This window comes from Fibrella arboris, from assembly GCF_041321095.1.
Lineage (GTDB): Bacteria > Bacteroidota > Bacteroidia > Cytophagales > Spirosomataceae > Fibrella > Fibrella arboris.
The window spans coordinates 154,449-171,234 of the sequence record NZ_JBGGWE010000003.1 but is presented as its reverse complement, the minus strand read 5'-3'; the positions used below and the strand labels follow the sequence as shown (position 1 = coordinate 171,234).

Below are 16,786 nucleotides of genomic sequence, written 5' to 3'. Positions count from 1 at the left end.
GTCTTCTGTTTTCAGTTTACAGTCTTCTGTTGCTCCGCTAATTCGGCAATTCGTGCCTCAGCAGCGCAACAGAAGACAGTAAACTGAAAACAGTAAACTTATTTTCTAATGACTGCTCCTAATTCCTTTTCAAATTGATTCATTAGTCGTTGCATTGTTTTGTCGATCACGGCGTCGGTGAGGGTTTGCGTGGCGTCCTGAAGCGTAAAGCTTACCGCATAGGCTTTTTTGCCGCTGCCCAGGCTGTCGCCCTCATACACGTCGAACACGTTGATACCCCGTAACAATTTTCGTTCCGTTTGTGTGGCCAGTTTCTGAATCTGCTCGAAGGAGACCGTCTTATCGATGACAAGCGACAAATCCCGACGTACCTCCGGGAATCGCGGAACGTCTACGTAACTGGTTTTGCCGCTGTATCGTTTAGTCAATAAGGCCCAATCGAAATCGGCATAATAAACAGCTTGTTTTGCGTCGGCTAATTTAGCCAGCTTTGGCTGTACTAACCCGAACGTAACAATCGGTTTTTTATTAACCGTATAGGTCAGGCCATACTGAAACTGCGCCGGGTCAGCGGGCTGCTGGTCGGTTGGCTGAATGCGAAGTGAAGCCAGTACTGTATGAACGGCCGCCTTCAGATCATGGAAAGCGACCGACTGGCCCTTCTGCTCCCAGCTTTCGGCGGCTTTGTCGCCCACCATCGCCAAGGCCAGCCGGGGCGACTCGTGGTATTTCTTTGATGACGTACCTGATTCGTTCTCGACCTGGCTGCTGCCATAGACCTTGCCAAATTCAAATAGCTTCAAATCGCGCTGACGGCGGTTAAGGTTATACACCAGTGCTTCCAGCACCGAGAACAGCATGGTCTGGCGCATCACCGACAACTCATCGCTCAACGGATTAAGCAGACGCACATCGGCCAGGGGCAGGCTGTCGCGGATGGCATCATGGTAAGCCGGACGGGTCATCGACAAGGACATGGCTTCCACGAATCCGTTGGCGGCCAGCACCTGCCCGATACGGCCCTGTAACTGGTTCACATCCGTGGCTGGAAACTCCGACAATGTGTTGGCCGACAGACTTGGCGACAGCGGTACGTTATCGAGCCCGTAGATGCGCAAAATCTCTTCAACGATATCGGCTTCGCGCGTTACGTCGACCCGATAGGGGGGAACCACCGCCACGAAACCTGATTCCGTCAGGTCAGCTGCCTGAATGTCGAGCGCGTTCAGAATCTGGATGATGCGTTTGCGGTCGATCTGAATACCAATCAGCCGGTCGATGTTGCGGTAGGTAACGGGAATACGGAAATCAGCGATGGGCTGCGGATACAGGTCGACAATGTTGGATGTTACGCTGCCCCCAGCTACTTCCTGAATAAGCAGCGCCGCATATGTCAAGGCGAAAATGGGCATATTGGGGTCCGTGCCGCGTTCGTAGCGGAAGGAGGCATCGGTTTTCAGGCCGTGATGCTGGGCTGTTTTCCGAATCGAAGCGGGGGAGAAATAAGCGCACTCCAGGAAGATCCGGGTCGTTTTCTCCGATACACCCGACGTTTTTCCGCCGAACACACCGCCAATACACATACCTTCCGATTCGCCATTGCAGATCATCAGGTCCGTAGCCGACAGTTTCCGCTCAACGCCATCGAGGGTCGTGAACAACGTACCTGCGGGCAGCGTCTTCACCACCACTTCGCCCGTTGTAATGGCGGCAGCGTCGAAGGCATGCATCGGTTGACCCAAGCCGTGACACACGAAATTGGTGATGTCGACGATGTTGTTGATGGGCGTCAGGCCGATGCTAAGCAGGCGTTGTTTCAACCACTTTGGCGATTCAGCAACCGTGAGGCCACTCATCGTCAGGCCGGTGTAGCGCGGGCAGGCCTCAGCGTCTTCGACACGTACCTGGAGCGTAAAATCAGTGGAGGCCACAGCGAACGCATCGACAGATGGCCATTTCACGGGGATATCCAGCACGGCGCGCAGATCGCGGGCTACGCCAAGGTGCGAAGCGGCATCGGCGCGGTTGGGCGTCAGACCGATTTCGATGCGCGAATCGGCTTCAAGATCAAAGAATTTCGCAGCGGGCGTTCCGTTGGGTACGTCGGTCGTGAGCACCATAATGCCCGCATGAGATTCGCCCAGGCCGATTTCATCTTCGGCGCAGATCATGCCTTCAGAAGCGGCGCCCCGGATTTTTGCCTTTTTAATGGCAAAGGGCTCCCCGTTTTTCGGGTGAAGCGTAGCGCCGACGGTGGCCACCACGACGCGCTGCCCCGCCGCCACGTTGGGCGCACCGCAGACGATGTTGAGGGGTTGTTCGCCGCCTACATCTACGGTCGTAATGCTCAGCTTGTCGGCGTCGGGGTGGCGCTCGCAGGTCAGGACGGTGCCAATAACTACGCCCGTCAGGCCGCCGGGAATCAGATCGACGCGTTCGATGCCGTCAACTTCAAGGCCGGTGCTGGTGAGGATATGATCCAGTTCGTCGGGCGTTTTGTCAACGTCGATAAACTGGGTAAGCCAACTATATGAAATGTTCATGTGTCTATCAAAAAGCCCGACTGGCAGGAGTCGGGCGAAACCAATCAGGGACAAAAATAAGCAAGCTTACACGGTTTGGTGTGAATCAGGCTAAAGGAAATCAGGAGGTAGTGATGGATAACACGCGCAGTTGCAGGTACGTTACCAGGCATAGTGTAGCGAAAAAGCGTATACCAGCAGTCAGAAAAGCCGTTATTTTTGACAGATAGCAACTGCCTTGACCTCCTGTGATATGACACGCCTTGACCGCCTGAGTATTGCCTGCTGCCTGCTGGTACTGACCATTACCGGCTGCGATAAATCAGCGAAAAAAGCCGAGCAGTCTACCAACACCGCGGATGCTTCGGCCTATCAGCCGCATCCGTATGTGGAACTAAAGCACCCCGACTGGAGCAAAAACGCGACGATCTACCAGGTCAATCTGCGTCAATATACACCCGAAGGAACGTTCAAGGCGTTTGCTGCCCACTTGCCCCGGTTGAAAGATATGGGCGTTGATATCATCTGGTTAATGCCGATCCATCCGATCGGTGTGAAGCATCGCAAGGGCACCCTGGGTAGTCCCTATTCGGTTAAAGATTATTACGGCGTGAATCCGGAACTAGGCACAATGGCCGATTTTAAGGCGCTGGTGGCCCAAATGCACAGCCTGGGCATGCACGTCATTCTCGACTGGGTGGCCAACCATTCGGCCTGGGACAACGCGCTGACGACCGAGCACCCGGACTGGTACACCAAAACGGCCGATGGTCATTTTCAACCGACACCCTGGTATGACTGGGAAGACATCATCGACTTCGATTACAACCAACCCAGCATTCGGCAATACATGACCAACGCCCTGACGTATTGGGTACGTGAAACGGATATCGATGGCTACCGCTGCGACGTGGCCGGGTTTATTCCGGTCGATTTCTGGGAAAATGCCCGCAAGGAGCTGGACGCGATCAAACCCGTGTTTATGCTGGCCGAATGGGAGTCGCGCGACCTGCACAAGCGGGCCTTCGACATGACGTATTCGTGGAGTCTCTACGACCAGATGCATAACGCGACGATGGACAAAAAAGGCATTGGCGGGCTGGTTGAATACATGGCGCACGACGTTAGCACGTTCCCGCCGGATGGTTACCGGATGCTGTTTACCGACAACCACGACAAAAATTCGTGGACGGGCACGCCGTTTACCCAATTTGGTAAAGGACTGGAAGCCTGCATGGTGCTGACGGGAACGGTCAACGGTATGCCGCTGGTCTATAGTGGGCAGGAAGCGGGTAATCCGAAGCAGTTAAAATTTTTTGAGAAAGACATCATCGAGTGGAAGAAGCACCCCTTCTTCGATCTGTACAAAAAACTGTTCGCGCTGAAACACCAAAATCACGCCCTCTGGAACGGGGCCGAAGGTGGCGAAATGGTCCGAATTGTCAATGATAAGCCCGATCAGGTCATTTCGTTTTCCCGCGAAAAAGCAGGCGATCGGGTAGTGGTGATCGCCAACATGAGCGATAAGCAAACCATTGTGGCACTTCAATCGAAAAATCAGGCAGGTACGTACCAAAATCTGTTCAAGCCGACGCAAAATGTGCTGACCGGAAAAGACCGGTTCGCCATGGCCCCCTGGGGGTATACGGTGCTGGTGAAGGGGAAATGAGTGTTATGTTTTAGGTTTCAAGTTTCAGGTTTCAGGTTTCAAGTGCGCTGCTGATCTACCATCTGATTGGATCAGCAGCGCACTTGAAACTTGAAACTTGAAACTTGAAACTTGAAACCTGAAACTTGAAACCTGAAACTTATTTCTCCACATACCGTTCCCCGGCTTTTACTGCTACGGGAATCTTGTTTTCGGGTGGTGGGAGCGGGCAGGCGTAGGTAGGATTGTAGGCGCAGTAGGGGTTATACGCCTCATTGAAATCGATCACGACCTGGCTATTTGTTACCGCATTAAGGTCAATGTCGATGTAGCGCCCGCCGCCATACGTTTCCTGGCCCGACGTGGCATCCTGAAACAGCACACTGAGCGAGCCCTGGTATTTCAGCACCAGCAAACGGCAGGCTTTACCAGTCAGGGTGAATGTGGCATGGGCATATTTCTCATAAATTTCTTCAGACCCATCGGTCATTCTGATAACCAGTTTTTCCGTTTGCCCCTCCGGGAACGGTTCCAGTTTGGCCATCACCCGAAAGCTGGGGTCAGCGTCGAAGTAGGACAAGCCGTTGAACGTTGTTTTGTCGGGAATTGGCGAGTCGGCACTGGTCTTCATGTAGTTGTCTTTCTTCGACCGTGCCGCTTGAAGCTCAACCCGATAGATTGCCGGATCGACCTGAACAGCATTGGTACTTGCCTGATCGGGAAGCGTTAGCAACCAGATGCCACCGGCAAGCAGTGGAAGAACGATCAACCAGACGATGGGTTTTTTCAGAATAGCGGTCATACGAGGTCGGGAATGAGCTGGCAAAGCTACAATCGGGGCAGGACTGATGGTACGCGGATTGGACGGATTAAGCGGATTTGCGCGGATGTATGGATTAAATGCAGATTTTTGCCCTGTGGTTGGACGAAGCGGCCAGTGTCAGTATCGCTTTTCGGTCAGCTTACATCGAAAAATCTGCGTACATCCGTTTCATCCGTTCAATCTGCGTGCCATCAGCCTCTATTATTCCCTTCTTAGACCTGGGCCGAATAAATGCACCGCATCAGGTACGTATCCGGGCGGCGCTGGAGCGTGTACTGGTGTCGGGCTGGTATGTGCTGGGGCCGACAGTGGTTGCGTTTGAAACGGCGTTTGCCAGGTATGTTGGCGTTGACCATTGCATCGGCGTGGCCAATGGGCTCGAAGCGCTGACGCTGGTACTAAAAGCCTGGGCGTTGCCGACCGGGAGTGAAGTAATTGTCCCCTCGAACGCCTACATCGCGTCGGTGCTGGCCATTACGCAGGCTGGACTAACACCGGTACTGGTTGAGCCTGACCCACGCACGTATACGCTCGATTCAAACCAGCTACTAGAAGCGCTAACACCCAACACGCGGGCGATTTTACCGGTGCATCTGTATGGACGGGTTACCGAAATGGAACCGTTGATGGTTTTTGCCGAAACACATGGCCTCCGTGTCCTTGAAGACGCCGCCCAGGCACATGGCGCAACGTATCTGGGCCGGCAGGCGGGAGCCTGGGGCCATGCGGCGGGCTTTAGTTTTTACCCAACCAAAAATCTGGGTGCCTTGGGCGATGCCGGGGCTATCACAACCAACGACGCCGACCTGGCTGCGCAACTCCGCATGTGGCGGAACTACGGGTCGGCGCAGAAATACCACAACAACGTACCTGGCCACAACAGCCGCCTCGACGAACTACAGGCGGCCATTCTAACCGAAAAACTGCCCTTTCTGGACCAAGAGAATGCTCGTCGTCGGCAAATTGCGCGCAGGTACGTTGCTGAACTGACACAGCCTGATCTGATTCTACCGCCAGCAGACGCCATCGATCAGGATGCCTGGCACCTGTTTGTGGTTCGTCATCCGCAGCGTGATGCGTTGCGTGAATACCTACGCCAGCAGGGCATCGGTACGGATGTCCATTACCCGGTGCCGCCACATCGGCAGGTTGCTTATGCCGGTCAGTGGGCCGCCGATTCCTTTCCGATTGCGGATCAACTGCATCGTGAAGTGGTTAGCCTGCCGCTGAACCCGACCTTGACGGACGAGGAGGTTCGTCGGGTCATTACGGCGGTGAACGAGTTTCGATGAAGTGATCTGGTACGCTGTCGAATCAATCCCTAGGCAGTCTTGTTGCCCAATTGTCTATCACGCTTACTTATTCATCGTCCCATGTTTACGGGTATTGTAGAAACAACCGGCCGGGTTACCGCCATCGACGCAGAAGGCACTAACCTGACCTTTCATATTGATTCATCGCTCACCAACGAACTGAAAATTGATCAGAGTGTCAGCCATAACGGTGTTTGCCTGACGGTAGTTGGCCTTTCGGGCGATACCTACAGCGTCACGGCGGTGGACGAAACCCTGAAAAAGACCAATCTGGGCCACCTTTCCGTAGGGGACTCCGTGAATCTGGAACGGTGTATGCCGGCAACCGGCCGTTTCGACGGGCATATTGTGCAGGGACACGTTGACCAGACGGGTAGGTGCGTGAATGTACAGGACCTGAATGGGAGCTGGCTTTATGATTTTCAGTATGATCCGGCAGTTGGCAATATCACCGTCGAAAAAGGCTCGATCTGCATTAATGGCGTTAGTTTGACCGTGTTCGATTCGCACAACGACGGTTTTCGTGTCGCGATCATTCCATATACATACGAACACACGACCTTCCGCAATTTGAAACCCGGCGACGTCGTTAATCTGGAGTTCGACGTAGTGGGAAAATACATCAAAAAGATGCTGGCAGCTTACAGATAGTTTACTGTTTTCTGTCTTCTGTTTTCAGTTTCGCTGCTAACATTACGATTCGTGCCTAAGCAATGCAACTGAAAACAGAAGACAGAAAACAGTAAACTCGTTTTAATTTTACCGCATGACGAAACTGAGTACCCGTTCCCGATCCGATCTCTACATTCATATTGGCCTGGTGATTGCCTTCACCGTGGTGCTGGTATTGACCTTCTTTTTTGTGTACCTGCCCTTCTCGACCAATCATGGTCAGACCATTACGGTGCCCGATCTGAAGCACATGAGCCTGGATGAGCTGGAAAACTACTTGGAAGACCGTGATCTGCGCTACGAGGTCAGTGACTGCACCTTTGTGGCTGGTGGCGTTCCACTGACCGTTTTTGCCCAGTACCCAACGCCGGGTTCCAATGTGAAAGAAGGCCGTAAAATATACCTTACCATCATTAAGCGGACGGCCCCAACGGTAGTTATGCCCAACCTGGTTGATCTGACGTCGCGTTCGGCCGAGTTGCTGCTGGGATCAATGGGCCTCGTTATGGGTGATTTGACCTATGAACCAGACCTGGGTAAGAACAAGGTCTTGCGGCAGTATGCCAATGGCCAGGAAATTAAAGCCGGATCGCCCATTGCCAAAGGCACGAAAGTTGATCTGGTTGTCGGCGATGGCGAAGGAAATGTATTCTTTCCGGCCCCCGACGTAGTTGGTCAACCGTTCGACGAAGCCGTGACCGTGATTCAGGGGTCAGGTTTGCGGGTAGGAGTGCGCGTGCCGGTCGACGATCCCGAACAGGAAGTTGGTACGGTTATTAAACAAAAGCCCAAAGCAGGTGAACGTATCCGTGTGGGGCAGACCGTCGACGTGTGGGTCGTGGGCCCGGTTTCAAGTGATGTTGATGAAAATCAGTAAGTTATTCGTTCTTCTTGTTGGCTTGCTGGTCGGGCAGAAAGCGGTGGGGCAATCGCTGAAGCTGCCTTTCTTCGACGATTTCTCAACAGCACAGCAAACCGCCTCGCCAACCCGCTGGGTAGCGGGAAGCAACGTGTACATCAACAATACGCTGACCATTAATCAGCCGTCGGTCAACGTGGCTACGTTTGATGGGCTGCGGTTAAGTGGTCTTCCGTATGCGCTTAACGATGAAAACGCAGAGGGAGGAACCGATACGTTGACCTCGCTGCCGATCGATCTGGGTGGGTTGACCGTTGCCAATGGCGTGTACCTGAGTTTCTACTGGCAACGCCGAGGTCTCGGTGAATTGCCCGACGCGACAGATTCACTCAGCCTCGAACTCCTGGGAAGCGACGCCGTTTGGCGGCAGGTATGGACGCAGGGCGGCGGCGTTATCGATACTAACTTTGCCTTTCAACTGATCCAGGTCAACAACCCGGTTTATTTTCATTCTGCCTTCCAGTTTCGGTTCCGCAGCCGTGGTCGGCAGTCAGGTATGTTCGACTCGTGGCACATCGATTACGTGTACCTGAATCGCGACCGAACCGCCACCAATCGACCTCTTCGCGACCGGGCCATTCGCCAGCCCGTTACGCCGCTGCTACGCCGCTACACCGCCATGCCGTTGAGGCAGTTTCTGGCCAAACCCGCTGCCGAACTGGCTGACTCTGTCCGAAGTGATTTCACGAACCTGTTCACCGAGTTCATTCCCATCAACAGTCGGTTCAGCATTCGTGATCGGGTGTCTGGGCAACTGTTTCAGCAGGATACGCTGCAGAACCCAATCAACGCCTTGGGCTTATCGCGTAACCCGCTGGCATTCCGGCCAAAACAGCCTACTGGTTTACAAGGGCGTGCCGTGCTGCAAACTACATTCAGCCTGATCACGAAAGACGAGAGCAGCCCCGACGTTCCCGGCCTGAACCTGACCCTGAACGATACGCTCTCGGCCGTGACCGTACTCGATACCTACTACGCCTACGACGACGGAACGGCCGAAACGGTGAAGCAGGTCAATCAACGACTGGCACGGGTGGCGGTGAAGTTTACGCTCAACCAGCCCGATGCGGTGCGGGGCGTACGGCTGAATATTGCCCCAACGCGCCGCGATCAGCGGGGGCAGATCATTCTGCTGGGCGTGTATGGTAACAATAACGGGCAGCCAACCGATCAGCCTATTTTGCAGCAACCCTTTTCGGTGTCCTATGCTACCCAGCGGAACGGCTTCACCGAATACCTGTTCGCCAACCCTGTGAACGTACCTGACACGGTATTCTATGTCGCTTTCTCGCAACTCGAAGACCCGGCCATTCCCGTTGGATTCGACCGGAACAGTCCCTTTCGCGATAAGCTCTTTGTGAATCTGGGCACCCGTTGGGATCGGGTCACCGATCAGGATGGTGCGCTGCTGCTACGGCCCGTCATGAACAACGGCCCGGCAATTGTTACCGCCAATGAACCGACTGTAGCCGCCCAGGTGTTTCCTAACCCAACGGCAGGCCCGCTACATTGGGGGGGCGCATTGGCCGGGGCCGTCCAACTCGATGTGCTGGAGCTGAGTGGCAGAGTCATTCAGACCATGACCCTGTCGCCGACCCAACGCAATACGGATTTGGGTAACTTGCCCGACGGATTTTATTTGCTCCGGTTTATAGACGATCAAGCTAGACCCCGAACCACAAAACTGATCATTAGACACTAAACGCAAGCCGCAAATTTACGTATGGATATTACCGTTCAGGAACTTCGCGAACGCCTCGACAAAGGCGAAAAACTCAATCTAATCGACGTTCGGGAACCCAACGAATACGAAGCCGACAACATCGGTGCCACTCTTATTCCATTAGGTGAACTGCCTTACCGGATCGACGAGCTCGATGGCTTGCAGGATGAAGAAGTCATCGTGCACTGCCGGTCTGGTGCCCGGTCGGCTCGTGCCCAGCAATATCTGGAAGAAAACGGCTTTACCAACGTTCGGAACCTCACTGGCGGTATGCTCGCGTATCGGGCCTGACAACCAACTACACATACGCAGTTGCCAAGACAAAGCGGGCGAGCCTCCTAAGCGCAGGGCCGCCCGCTTTCGTTTGATGAATTGGTTGCCTATAAGTGACGATGAAGGCCAGTAAATAAAATAGTGACTGTTCGTGTGAGGCACACGCGCATTGTTGGCGTATTTAGCATAAATCGTTCAATAGCTAATTGCCGTAGGTACTATCTATCAGGATTAGTTTTCGGCTTGTGTCTCGTGACTTACTCAACAATGAAAAAACTGTTTACACTATTCTTCTTCAGTTTATGATCAGGCAGCTACTGATAGCTGCTCGTAGATTATTTCTGATCATCCTGCTTTGTTTGACTGGCGCATCAGGATGGGCGCAGCGCATCAACGCCACTACTTTCGATAAACTGCCGCAGGATTATCAGCTCTATCCCCGTAACGGGCAGAACGAGGCTCAAATACCCATTTCTGGCCGGGTCGAAGAACCCGGATGGCAGGCCCTATCAGTAACCATTTTTCGCAACGGTCAGGCAATAGGCTATCAGCGGGCAGCCATTGATTACAACGGAGGGGCGGGGCGCTTCACGGTTAACCCGGTGACGATCAGAGCCGAACGGGCCGAGTATGATTTTATGGTTTACCTGGTAAAAGGCACCGACTCTACCCTGGTTGTCAACCGTCGGAATGTGGTGGCTGGCGATGTGTATGTACTGGCGGGTCAATCGAATGCGTCCGCGTATTTTAAAGAAACACGGACCAACGAGTTTTGCCGAACGTTTGGAAAAACTAGCGGCACCTACGGAGTAGATCCCTATAACCCTGCTGATACCACCTGGGCATTGGCCAACCAGGCATTGCTAACGCAGGACGTAGGTACGTTTGGCTTCGAGTTGCAGCAGCTCATTTCATCCACGTACAATGTGCCGGTATGCCTGGTCAATGCGGCTGCCCACTGGTCGATGATGGCGCATTATGCCACCCGAACCCCCAACAACCCCGCCGACCTGAACAACCGGTATGGCCGTATGCTCTACAGGCTGCAAAAAGGGGGACTCGACAAAGCCGTAAAGGCATTCATTTACCGACAGGGCGAGTCGGAAGCGTACGGAGAAGGTGTTGACTGGCCGGGCAACTTCGATGTCTTCTACAAAAACCTGAAACGGGATCTGCCGTCGCTCAAGCGGTTTTATGTGTACCAGATAGATATTATCGAGCCGTCGCTGGCAGAAGTAGCCCCTGTGGTGCGCGAGGCTCAGCGCGTGTTGGTCGATAAATACGCCGATGTGCAGGTGCTTGGATCAATAGGAACAACTGGCTTCGACGGACTGCATTATTCCGACGAAGGGTACATCCAAACGGCGCAGGAGCTGTTCTGGCTCGTGGCGCGCGATTTCTACGGTTCCACGGATACCGATAATATCGATGCGCCAAACAGCCGACGTGCGTTTTATACCACTAGCGATCGGAAAGAAATTATTCTGCAATTCAACGACGGGCAGGTGCTGAACTGGACAGACCAGGCTGGCAACCAATTGGCGGATTTCTTCTACCTGAACGGGCAAGCGGGTAATGTAGCGGCCGGAAAAGCCATTGGCAACAGCATTGTTCTGACGCTAAAAAACAGCTCGTCGGCAACACGGCTAACGTACCTGCCGCCCAAAATAGACCCGGCCAGTCCGGATTTCCCCTTTCGTGGCCCCTACATGACCAACAAGCGTGGGCTGCGGGCTCTATCCTTTTATGGACTTCCGATTGGTGATCCTGGCTCGGTGACTCTGGCGGCGCCTGTGCTAACTGCATCGATTGTGTCGGCTGGCTCGCTACAGCTTACCTGGGCGGCTAGTATGAGCGCAACCAGTTATATACTGGAGATCAACGACGGGTCATCAGGTACGTTCAGACCACTGAAGCAACTACCTGCCGGCACGCTGACGTACCTGGCCGATGGGCTCTCCGAAAACACGCCGTACACGTTCCGAATAAAGGCAACTGCCGGCGCTATTGAATCGGCCTGGTACCAGGTTGACAGTAAAACCCCTGCGGTTCCCGGAACACCCGTTTTGCAGGCAACTGCCACCTTTGCCACCGTGGTTACGCTCACCTGGCAGTCGGCTACCGATGCGCTTGGGTACGTGGTTGAACGTCGGCTAACCACCGAGGCGACTTTTACACAGCTGGCCAAACTGCCGGCCAATAGCCTGCGCTACGTAGACAGCCTGGCCAAGGATAATAGTCAGTACATCTACCGTTTAAAAGCCAGTGGCCGGTACGCCGATTCCCCATTTGCCAGCGCTACTGCCCAAACCCCCGCCCTACTAGCTGCCTCCCAGGTATCAATTACTGTTCTATACAACAATGCAGTACAGGTCAGTTGGAAGCCGGTGGCGGGTGCCACGTCCTACCAGGTTGATCGGCTGAGAACCGCATTACCTGTGCAGGTGGTGGGTACGTTCGGCAGCAGCGTAACGGCTGTTACCGATACCAATCTGATAGCCGGAACAGGCTATATCTACCGAGTTAAAGCAGTGGGTGACCGAACCGCTTCTCCCGTTGCCAGCGCCAGTGTAACAACACCTGCTGTACTTGATGCGCCCGCCATTGCCCTGACGGTGCTCTTCAACGACCGGGTCAACGTGAGCTGGGAAGCCGTGACCAATGCATCGGCCTACCAACTCGAACGTCAGGATCCAGGTCAGGTGTTTCGGGCAGTAGGGACGTTTCAGGCATCAACACGTTCCTATACCGACACAACCGTACATCCCGGTACGACGTACACGTTCCGGGTCAAAGCAGTCAGTCCGTATTCTGCTTCGGTATTTTCCAGCACAACAGTGCAAACACCTGCTGTTTTACCGGCTCCGGCCCTGTCCATACGTATTGTGTATAACAACGCACTGGCTGTGGTCTGGAAGCCCGTCCCGAATGCCAATGACTACCTGATCGAACGAAGCGAGGCCAATCGCTCATTTACGGAAATAGGTACGTTCAAAGCCACTGATTCGTTGTTTACCGATACCAGCCTGGCGCCAGGCACGCTCTACATCTATCGAATCACGGCCCTTGGCAATCGTACTGAGTCGCCGGTCGTTAGTACCAGCGCTGTAACGCCCAGTTTGCTGACCACCCCCGACTTGCAGATTGTAGATCTTTCTTTTGATAGACTTAACCTGCTCTGGAAACCTGTTTCCGGAGCCGAATACTATCTGCTGGAGCGAAAACTGGCGGGTGCCAGTGCCTACCAGGAACCTGCCCGAATTGATGGGCAACAGAGTGGCTATACAGATACGCAGCTGGTACCTAACACAGCGTATCAGTACCGGCTCACTGCCTACGGGCCTCGTACACAGTCGAATGCAGCGCAGGTAATTGTTACTACGCATGTACTACTGGCTACACCTGCTGATCCGGTACTGTCCTTTAGTGTACGACCCAATCCCGTAGTTGACCGGCAGACAACGATTCATTTCTCGCAGCCCGCCAGCGGAACAATCCAGTTGGTCGACTTACGGGGAACCGTGCAGGTCGAACAGGTAGTAAGCAGTGCGACGCAAGTGCCGCTGTCCCTGATAGACAGCTCAATTGGCATTTACCTACTGCGTTTTGTGCACACCGGAGGGACGTTGGTTCAAAAACTGCTGGTCAATTGAGCAGGCGGATCGGCTAGTGCGTTACCGCGTGTTGATAGCCGCTAAAATACCCGTTTCGTCGGCTGGGCTGAACCAATGAAACTGGTTTTGATGCCGAAACCAGGTGAGTTGACGTTTGGCATAGCGGCGCGAATTACGCTTTAGCAGGTCAACCATCGTGCCGTAATCATACTCGCCCTCGAGGTAGGGGAAAACCTCTTTATACCCAACCGTCTGTAGCGCGGGTGTATGCCGAAACGGAACAAGACGACGCACCTCGTCAACCAGACCATTGGCCAGCATCGTGTCTATTCGCTGGTCGATCCGGTCATAGAGTTCTTCGCGGGGACGTTGCAGGGCGATCAGCGTGGAATTGAAAGGACGCTCGACAGTTGTCCGTTGGCGAAACCAGGAATACGGTTTGCCGGTTGTCAGGCATACTTCCAGCGCGCGCATGACCCGTTGTGTATTGTTCAGGTCAGCCAGCGAGGCGTAGGCAGGATCGAGCTGTAGCAGCCGCTCCTGAAGCGGGGTAATGCCCTCACTTTCAAACTGTACCTGTAACTGACTCCGTAGGTCGGGATCCCCTTCCGGCATATCGTCAAGGCCTTTCAGGACGGCGTTGATATAAAGGCCAGTGCCGCCGGTGAGAATTATTCTGTCGTGAGTAGCAAATAGGTCAGTGAACAGACTAAGCGCTTCCCGTTCATATTGGCCAGCGCTGATCGGGGCCGTTATACTGTGCGAATCAATGAAGTAGTGAGGGATAGTATCCAATTCGGCTGCCGACGGTTTGGCCGTGCCGATGGTCAGCTCTTTATACAGTTGCCGGGAGTCGGCTGAGACAACGACCGTATTGAGTGTTTTGGCCAGGCGAACGCACAAATTTGTTTTTCCTACCGCAGTTGGGCCGGCAATGACAATAACCGTCTTATCTTGTGAAGAAACCATTAACCAAGAGATACAACTACTAAGCTACCTGCTAACGGATAAAGTTTAACGATCGACCGTTTATTTGATAAACTATATTTATAATCCAGGTTTAACGGGCTTTTGTAAGGCTACAGACCGTCTGGTTGTCAGTAAGATAGATGTACGTGTTTAAACGTATCAGTTTAACTAGACAGCGTATATATGAATACATTTTATAATATTAATATAAAATTCGTTGTCTAGCTGTGGTTCCTAATTAATGAATGTGTATGTTTGGGAACAACCATTACATTTGCTAAGTCACCTAAATACTTACTAATCAGGTAGTTACTAACAAAAATGTTAGTAACTTTTGCGACCAAAATGAACGAAAGAATACAATCGGAGTTGATGGCCGAAGAAGAGCGGCTTATTGTAAAGAAAGCATTGGAGGTTGTGTGTGGTAAGTGGCGATTGTTTATTCTGTTGCATCTGGGCCAGAAGGTTCGTCGTTACAGTGAATTACGGCGCCTTCTTCCCGACGTGAGTGAAAAGGTGCTCATTCAGGAATTGAAGGCACTTGTTCAACTAGGGGTACTGGAAAAACAATCGTACAATGAAGTGCCGCCCCGTGTTGAGTACCGACTATCTGAGCGGGGTCTGGCTGTATTGCCTATACTACTTCAGATCAAAGATATTGGGCGGCATTTTTTGCCTGCTGAATAATACCCTGCTGAAACACAGAAAACCCGCCAGCTGGCGGGTTTTCTGTGTTTCAGGCACTTGGGAGTTCTCGCTAGACAATGCCGCCCATCCAGCGTTTAAGCGGTTTGGTGAAAAGCAGCATGACCAGGCCCGCGCCCAGTCCGAAGTAGGCGACGCTCTGGAACAAGGCGGGCATCTGCGCTACGTTTTCTTCATCGAAACCGCCAGCAAATAACCCGGCGATCAGGTTGCCCAACGACGTACCCACGAACCAGATGCCCATGAGCTGACTCGTGTACCGCTTGGGGGCTAGCTTGGTGAAAGCACTTAGCCCAACCGGACTTAGAAACAGTTCGCCAAGGGTAAAAAACAGGTAGGTAAAGGTCAGGTACAAGGCAGAGGTCCGCACGCCGGTAAGTGCGATTTTTGCCGCAATAACCATCACCAGGTAAGCTAATCCTAACAGGATCAGTCCAGTAGCTAGTTTAGCGGGAGCTGGGTAGTCAATTTTTCGGTTGGCCAGCAACACCCATAGCATAGCCAGAAGGGGGGAGAAGCTCAGGATAAACGCCGGGTTAAAGTTCTGGAACCAGCTCGATGGCATTTGCCACCCAAAGAAATTCAGGTCGGTGTAGCGGTCGGCAAAGATCTGAAGCGAAGAACCCTGCTGTTCATTACCCGCCCAGAACAGCGCGGCGGCAATGAAGAAAATGAATAGCACAGCTACCCGTTTCTTTTCCGCCGTTGTTAGTCCGCCCGCCAATAAAATGAATAGAAAGTAGCCGATGGCAATGAGCGAAATAATGGTGCCCATGGCTTTAGCCAGCCCCACGGCCGTGGTCATGTCGAGAACGCCCGTGAGCTGCAACGTACCCAGCAAAGATACCAGCACGAACAGGAACGCAATCAGCGGCCGGTTACCGCCCGCTGTCGTAGTTGCTTTTTCTGACGAGGCATGCGAATCCACGCTGGGTACGTTGCCGAGGTGACCCAAGTGCTTGTATCCCAGCGTGCGGAAGGTAACTAAACCAAGCGCCATGCCCACAGCAGCAGCGCCAAACCCGTAGTGCCAGCCAACTTTCTGGCCCAGATAACCCACCGTAGTGATACCCAGCAGCGAACCCAGGTTGATGCCCATGTAGAAGATAGAGAAAGCGGCATCGCGCCGGGCGCCACCTTCGGGATACAATTCGCCAACAATGGAACTGATGTTAGGCTTTAACAGGCCCGTGCCCATGGCCACTACCACAAGGCCCGTATAGAACAGGGCCGTACCCGCCGGAAAGGCCAGGATGATGTGGCCGCACATGATGATGATACCGCCATACCAGATTGATTTGCGTTGCCCCAGCAAATTATCGGCGATCCAGCCGCCGGGAAGCGACAGTAGATAAACCGATGACGTATATAGGCCATAGATAGCAGCTCCTTCTACTTCATTGAGGCCCATGCCACCCCGGACGTTATCGATCAGGAACAGCAGCAGGATAGCCCGCATGCCATAATAGCTGAATCGCTCCCACATCTCGGTGAAGAACAAAACATAGAGGCCTGTGGAATGTCCGGTTTGGGTGGGTGGGGCAGGTGTTGAAACGTTCATGCAGGCTAAAAAAAGGTAGCAGTTAGGCTATCCGTGAGAAAGTG

12 protein-coding genes are annotated in these 16,786 nt (G+C 53.4%); 8 read left to right on the top strand and 4 right to left on the bottom strand.

Annotated elements, in window-relative coordinates; translation table 11 throughout:
- Positions 1 to 98 precede the first annotated feature (98 nt).
- Positions 99 to 2,543 (bottom strand): phenylalanine--tRNA ligase subunit beta, encoded by a 2,445-nt coding sequence (gene pheT / locus ACAW75_RS05850; RefSeq protein WP_370727751.1) that lies wholly within the window; start codon positions 2,541 to 2,543, stop codon positions 99 to 101.
- 232 nt (positions 2,544 to 2,775) lie between these two features.
- Here pheT and ACAW75_RS05845 point away from each other — a divergent pair, with 232 nt between their 5' ends.
- Complete coding sequence (locus ACAW75_RS05845; protein WP_370727750.1) at positions 2,776 to 4,191, top strand: alpha-amylase family glycosyl hydrolase; 1,416 nt, start codon at positions 2,776 to 2,778, stop codon at positions 4,189 to 4,191.
- A 139-nt stretch (positions 4,192 to 4,330) separates the two neighbouring features.
- Here ACAW75_RS05845 and ACAW75_RS05840 read toward each other — a convergent pair whose 3' ends face one another.
- Positions 4,331 to 4,972: a DUF1684 domain-containing protein gene (locus tag ACAW75_RS05840; protein ID WP_370727749.1), complete on the bottom strand. Its 642-nt coding sequence runs from the start codon at positions 4,970 to 4,972 to the stop codon at positions 4,331 to 4,333.
- Positions 4,973 to 5,193: 221 nt separating this feature from the next.
- Between ACAW75_RS05840 and ACAW75_RS05835 the strand changes: the two genes are divergently transcribed.
- The 6 genes from ACAW75_RS05835 (at position 5,194) to ACAW75_RS05810 (ending at position 13,546) form a co-directional block, all read left to right on the top strand.
- Entirely contained in the window at positions 5,194 to 6,285 is a 1,092-nt protein-coding gene (locus ACAW75_RS05835; RefSeq protein ID WP_370728086.1) for a DegT/DnrJ/EryC1/StrS family aminotransferase, read from the top strand.
- Between the two features lie 81 nt (positions 6,286 to 6,366).
- On the top strand, positions 6,367 to 6,957 hold the full coding sequence (locus ACAW75_RS05830) for a riboflavin synthase (protein ID WP_370727748.1): 591 nt from the start codon (positions 6,367 to 6,369) through the stop codon (positions 6,955 to 6,957).
- 115 nt (positions 6,958 to 7,072) lie between these two features.
- Positions 7,073 to 7,855: a PASTA domain-containing protein gene (locus ACAW75_RS05825; protein ID WP_370727747.1), complete on the top strand. Its 783-nt coding sequence runs from the start codon at positions 7,073 to 7,075 to the stop codon at positions 7,853 to 7,855.
- On the top strand, positions 7,842 to 9,599 hold the full coding sequence (locus tag ACAW75_RS05820; RefSeq protein WP_370727746.1) for a T9SS type A sorting domain-containing protein: 1,758 nt from the start codon (positions 7,842 to 7,844) through the stop codon (positions 9,597 to 9,599). The genes ACAW75_RS05825 and ACAW75_RS05820 overlap by 14 nt, the downstream gene beginning before the upstream one ends.
- 21 nt (positions 9,600 to 9,620) lie before the next feature.
- Entirely contained in the window at positions 9,621 to 9,911 is a 291-nt protein-coding gene (locus tag ACAW75_RS05815) for a rhodanese-like domain-containing protein (protein WP_370727745.1), read from the top strand.
- A gap of 284 nt (positions 9,912 to 10,195) precedes the next feature.
- The gene (locus tag ACAW75_RS05810; protein ID WP_370727744.1) at positions 10,196 to 13,546 is read left to right on the top strand and encodes a sialate O-acetylesterase; all 3,351 of its coding nucleotides are present in this window, start codon (positions 10,196 to 10,198) and stop codon (positions 13,544 to 13,546) included.
- A 21-nt stretch (positions 13,547 to 13,567) separates the two neighbouring features.
- Here the strand turns inward: ACAW75_RS05810 and miaA are convergent, their stop codons facing one another.
- Positions 13,568 to 14,476, bottom strand: a complete 909-nt coding sequence (gene miaA, locus ACAW75_RS05805) for a tRNA (adenosine(37)-N6)-dimethylallyltransferase MiaA (RefSeq protein WP_370727743.1) — start codon at positions 14,474 to 14,476, stop codon at positions 13,568 to 13,570.
- A gap of 345 nt (positions 14,477 to 14,821) precedes the next feature.
- On the opposite strand from miaA, the gene ACAW75_RS05800 reads away from it, so the two are divergent.
- Positions 14,822 to 15,163, top strand: coding sequence for a winged helix-turn-helix transcriptional regulator (locus tag ACAW75_RS05800; protein WP_370727742.1), 342 nt, complete (start codon positions 14,822 to 14,824; stop codon positions 15,161 to 15,163).
- Positions 15,164 to 15,233: 70 nt separating this feature from the next.
- Here ACAW75_RS05800 and ACAW75_RS05795 read toward each other — a convergent pair whose 3' ends face one another.
- A complete protein-coding gene (locus ACAW75_RS05795) occupies positions 15,234 to 16,742 on the bottom strand; it encodes a peptide MFS transporter (protein ID WP_370727741.1) in 1,509 nt (502 codons plus the stop codon).
- Positions 16,743 to 16,786 lie beyond the last annotated feature (44 nt).

Excerpts from the sequence above, each read along its gene's own strand:
- pheT (WP_370727751.1), bottom strand. The coding sequence starts at position 2,543 with ATGAACATTTCATATAGTTGGCTTACCCAGTTTATCGACGTTGACAAA.
- ACAW75_RS05845 (WP_370727750.1), top strand. The coding sequence starts at position 2,776 with ATGACACGCCTTGACCGCCTGAGTATTGCCTGCTGCCTGCTGGTACTG.
- ACAW75_RS05840 (WP_370727749.1), bottom strand. The coding sequence starts at position 4,972 with ATGACCGCTATTCTGAAAAAACCCATCGTCTGGTTGATCGTTCTTCCA.
- ACAW75_RS05830 (WP_370727748.1), top strand. The coding sequence starts at position 6,367 with ATGTTTACGGGTATTGTAGAAACAACCGGCCGGGTTACCGCCATCGAC.
- ACAW75_RS05825 (WP_370727747.1), top strand. The coding sequence starts at position 7,073 with ATGACGAAACTGAGTACCCGTTCCCGATCCGATCTCTACATTCATATT.
- ACAW75_RS05820 (WP_370727746.1), top strand. The coding sequence starts at position 7,842 with ATGAAAATCAGTAAGTTATTCGTTCTTCTTGTTGGCTTGCTGGTCGGG.
- ACAW75_RS05815 (WP_370727745.1), top strand. The coding sequence starts at position 9,621 with ATGGATATTACCGTTCAGGAACTTCGCGAACGCCTCGACAAAGGCGAA.
- ACAW75_RS05810 (WP_370727744.1), top strand. The coding sequence starts at position 10,196 with ATGATCAGGCAGCTACTGATAGCTGCTCGTAGATTATTTCTGATCATC.
- miaA (WP_370727743.1), bottom strand. The coding sequence starts at position 14,476 with ATGGTTTCTTCACAAGATAAGACGGTTATTGTCATTGCCGGCCCAACT.
- ACAW75_RS05800 (WP_370727742.1), top strand. The coding sequence starts at position 14,822 with ATGAACGAAAGAATACAATCGGAGTTGATGGCCGAAGAAGAGCGGCTT.
- ACAW75_RS05795 (WP_370727741.1), bottom strand. The coding sequence starts at position 16,742 with ATGAACGTTTCAACACCTGCCCCACCCACCCAAACCGGACATTCCACA.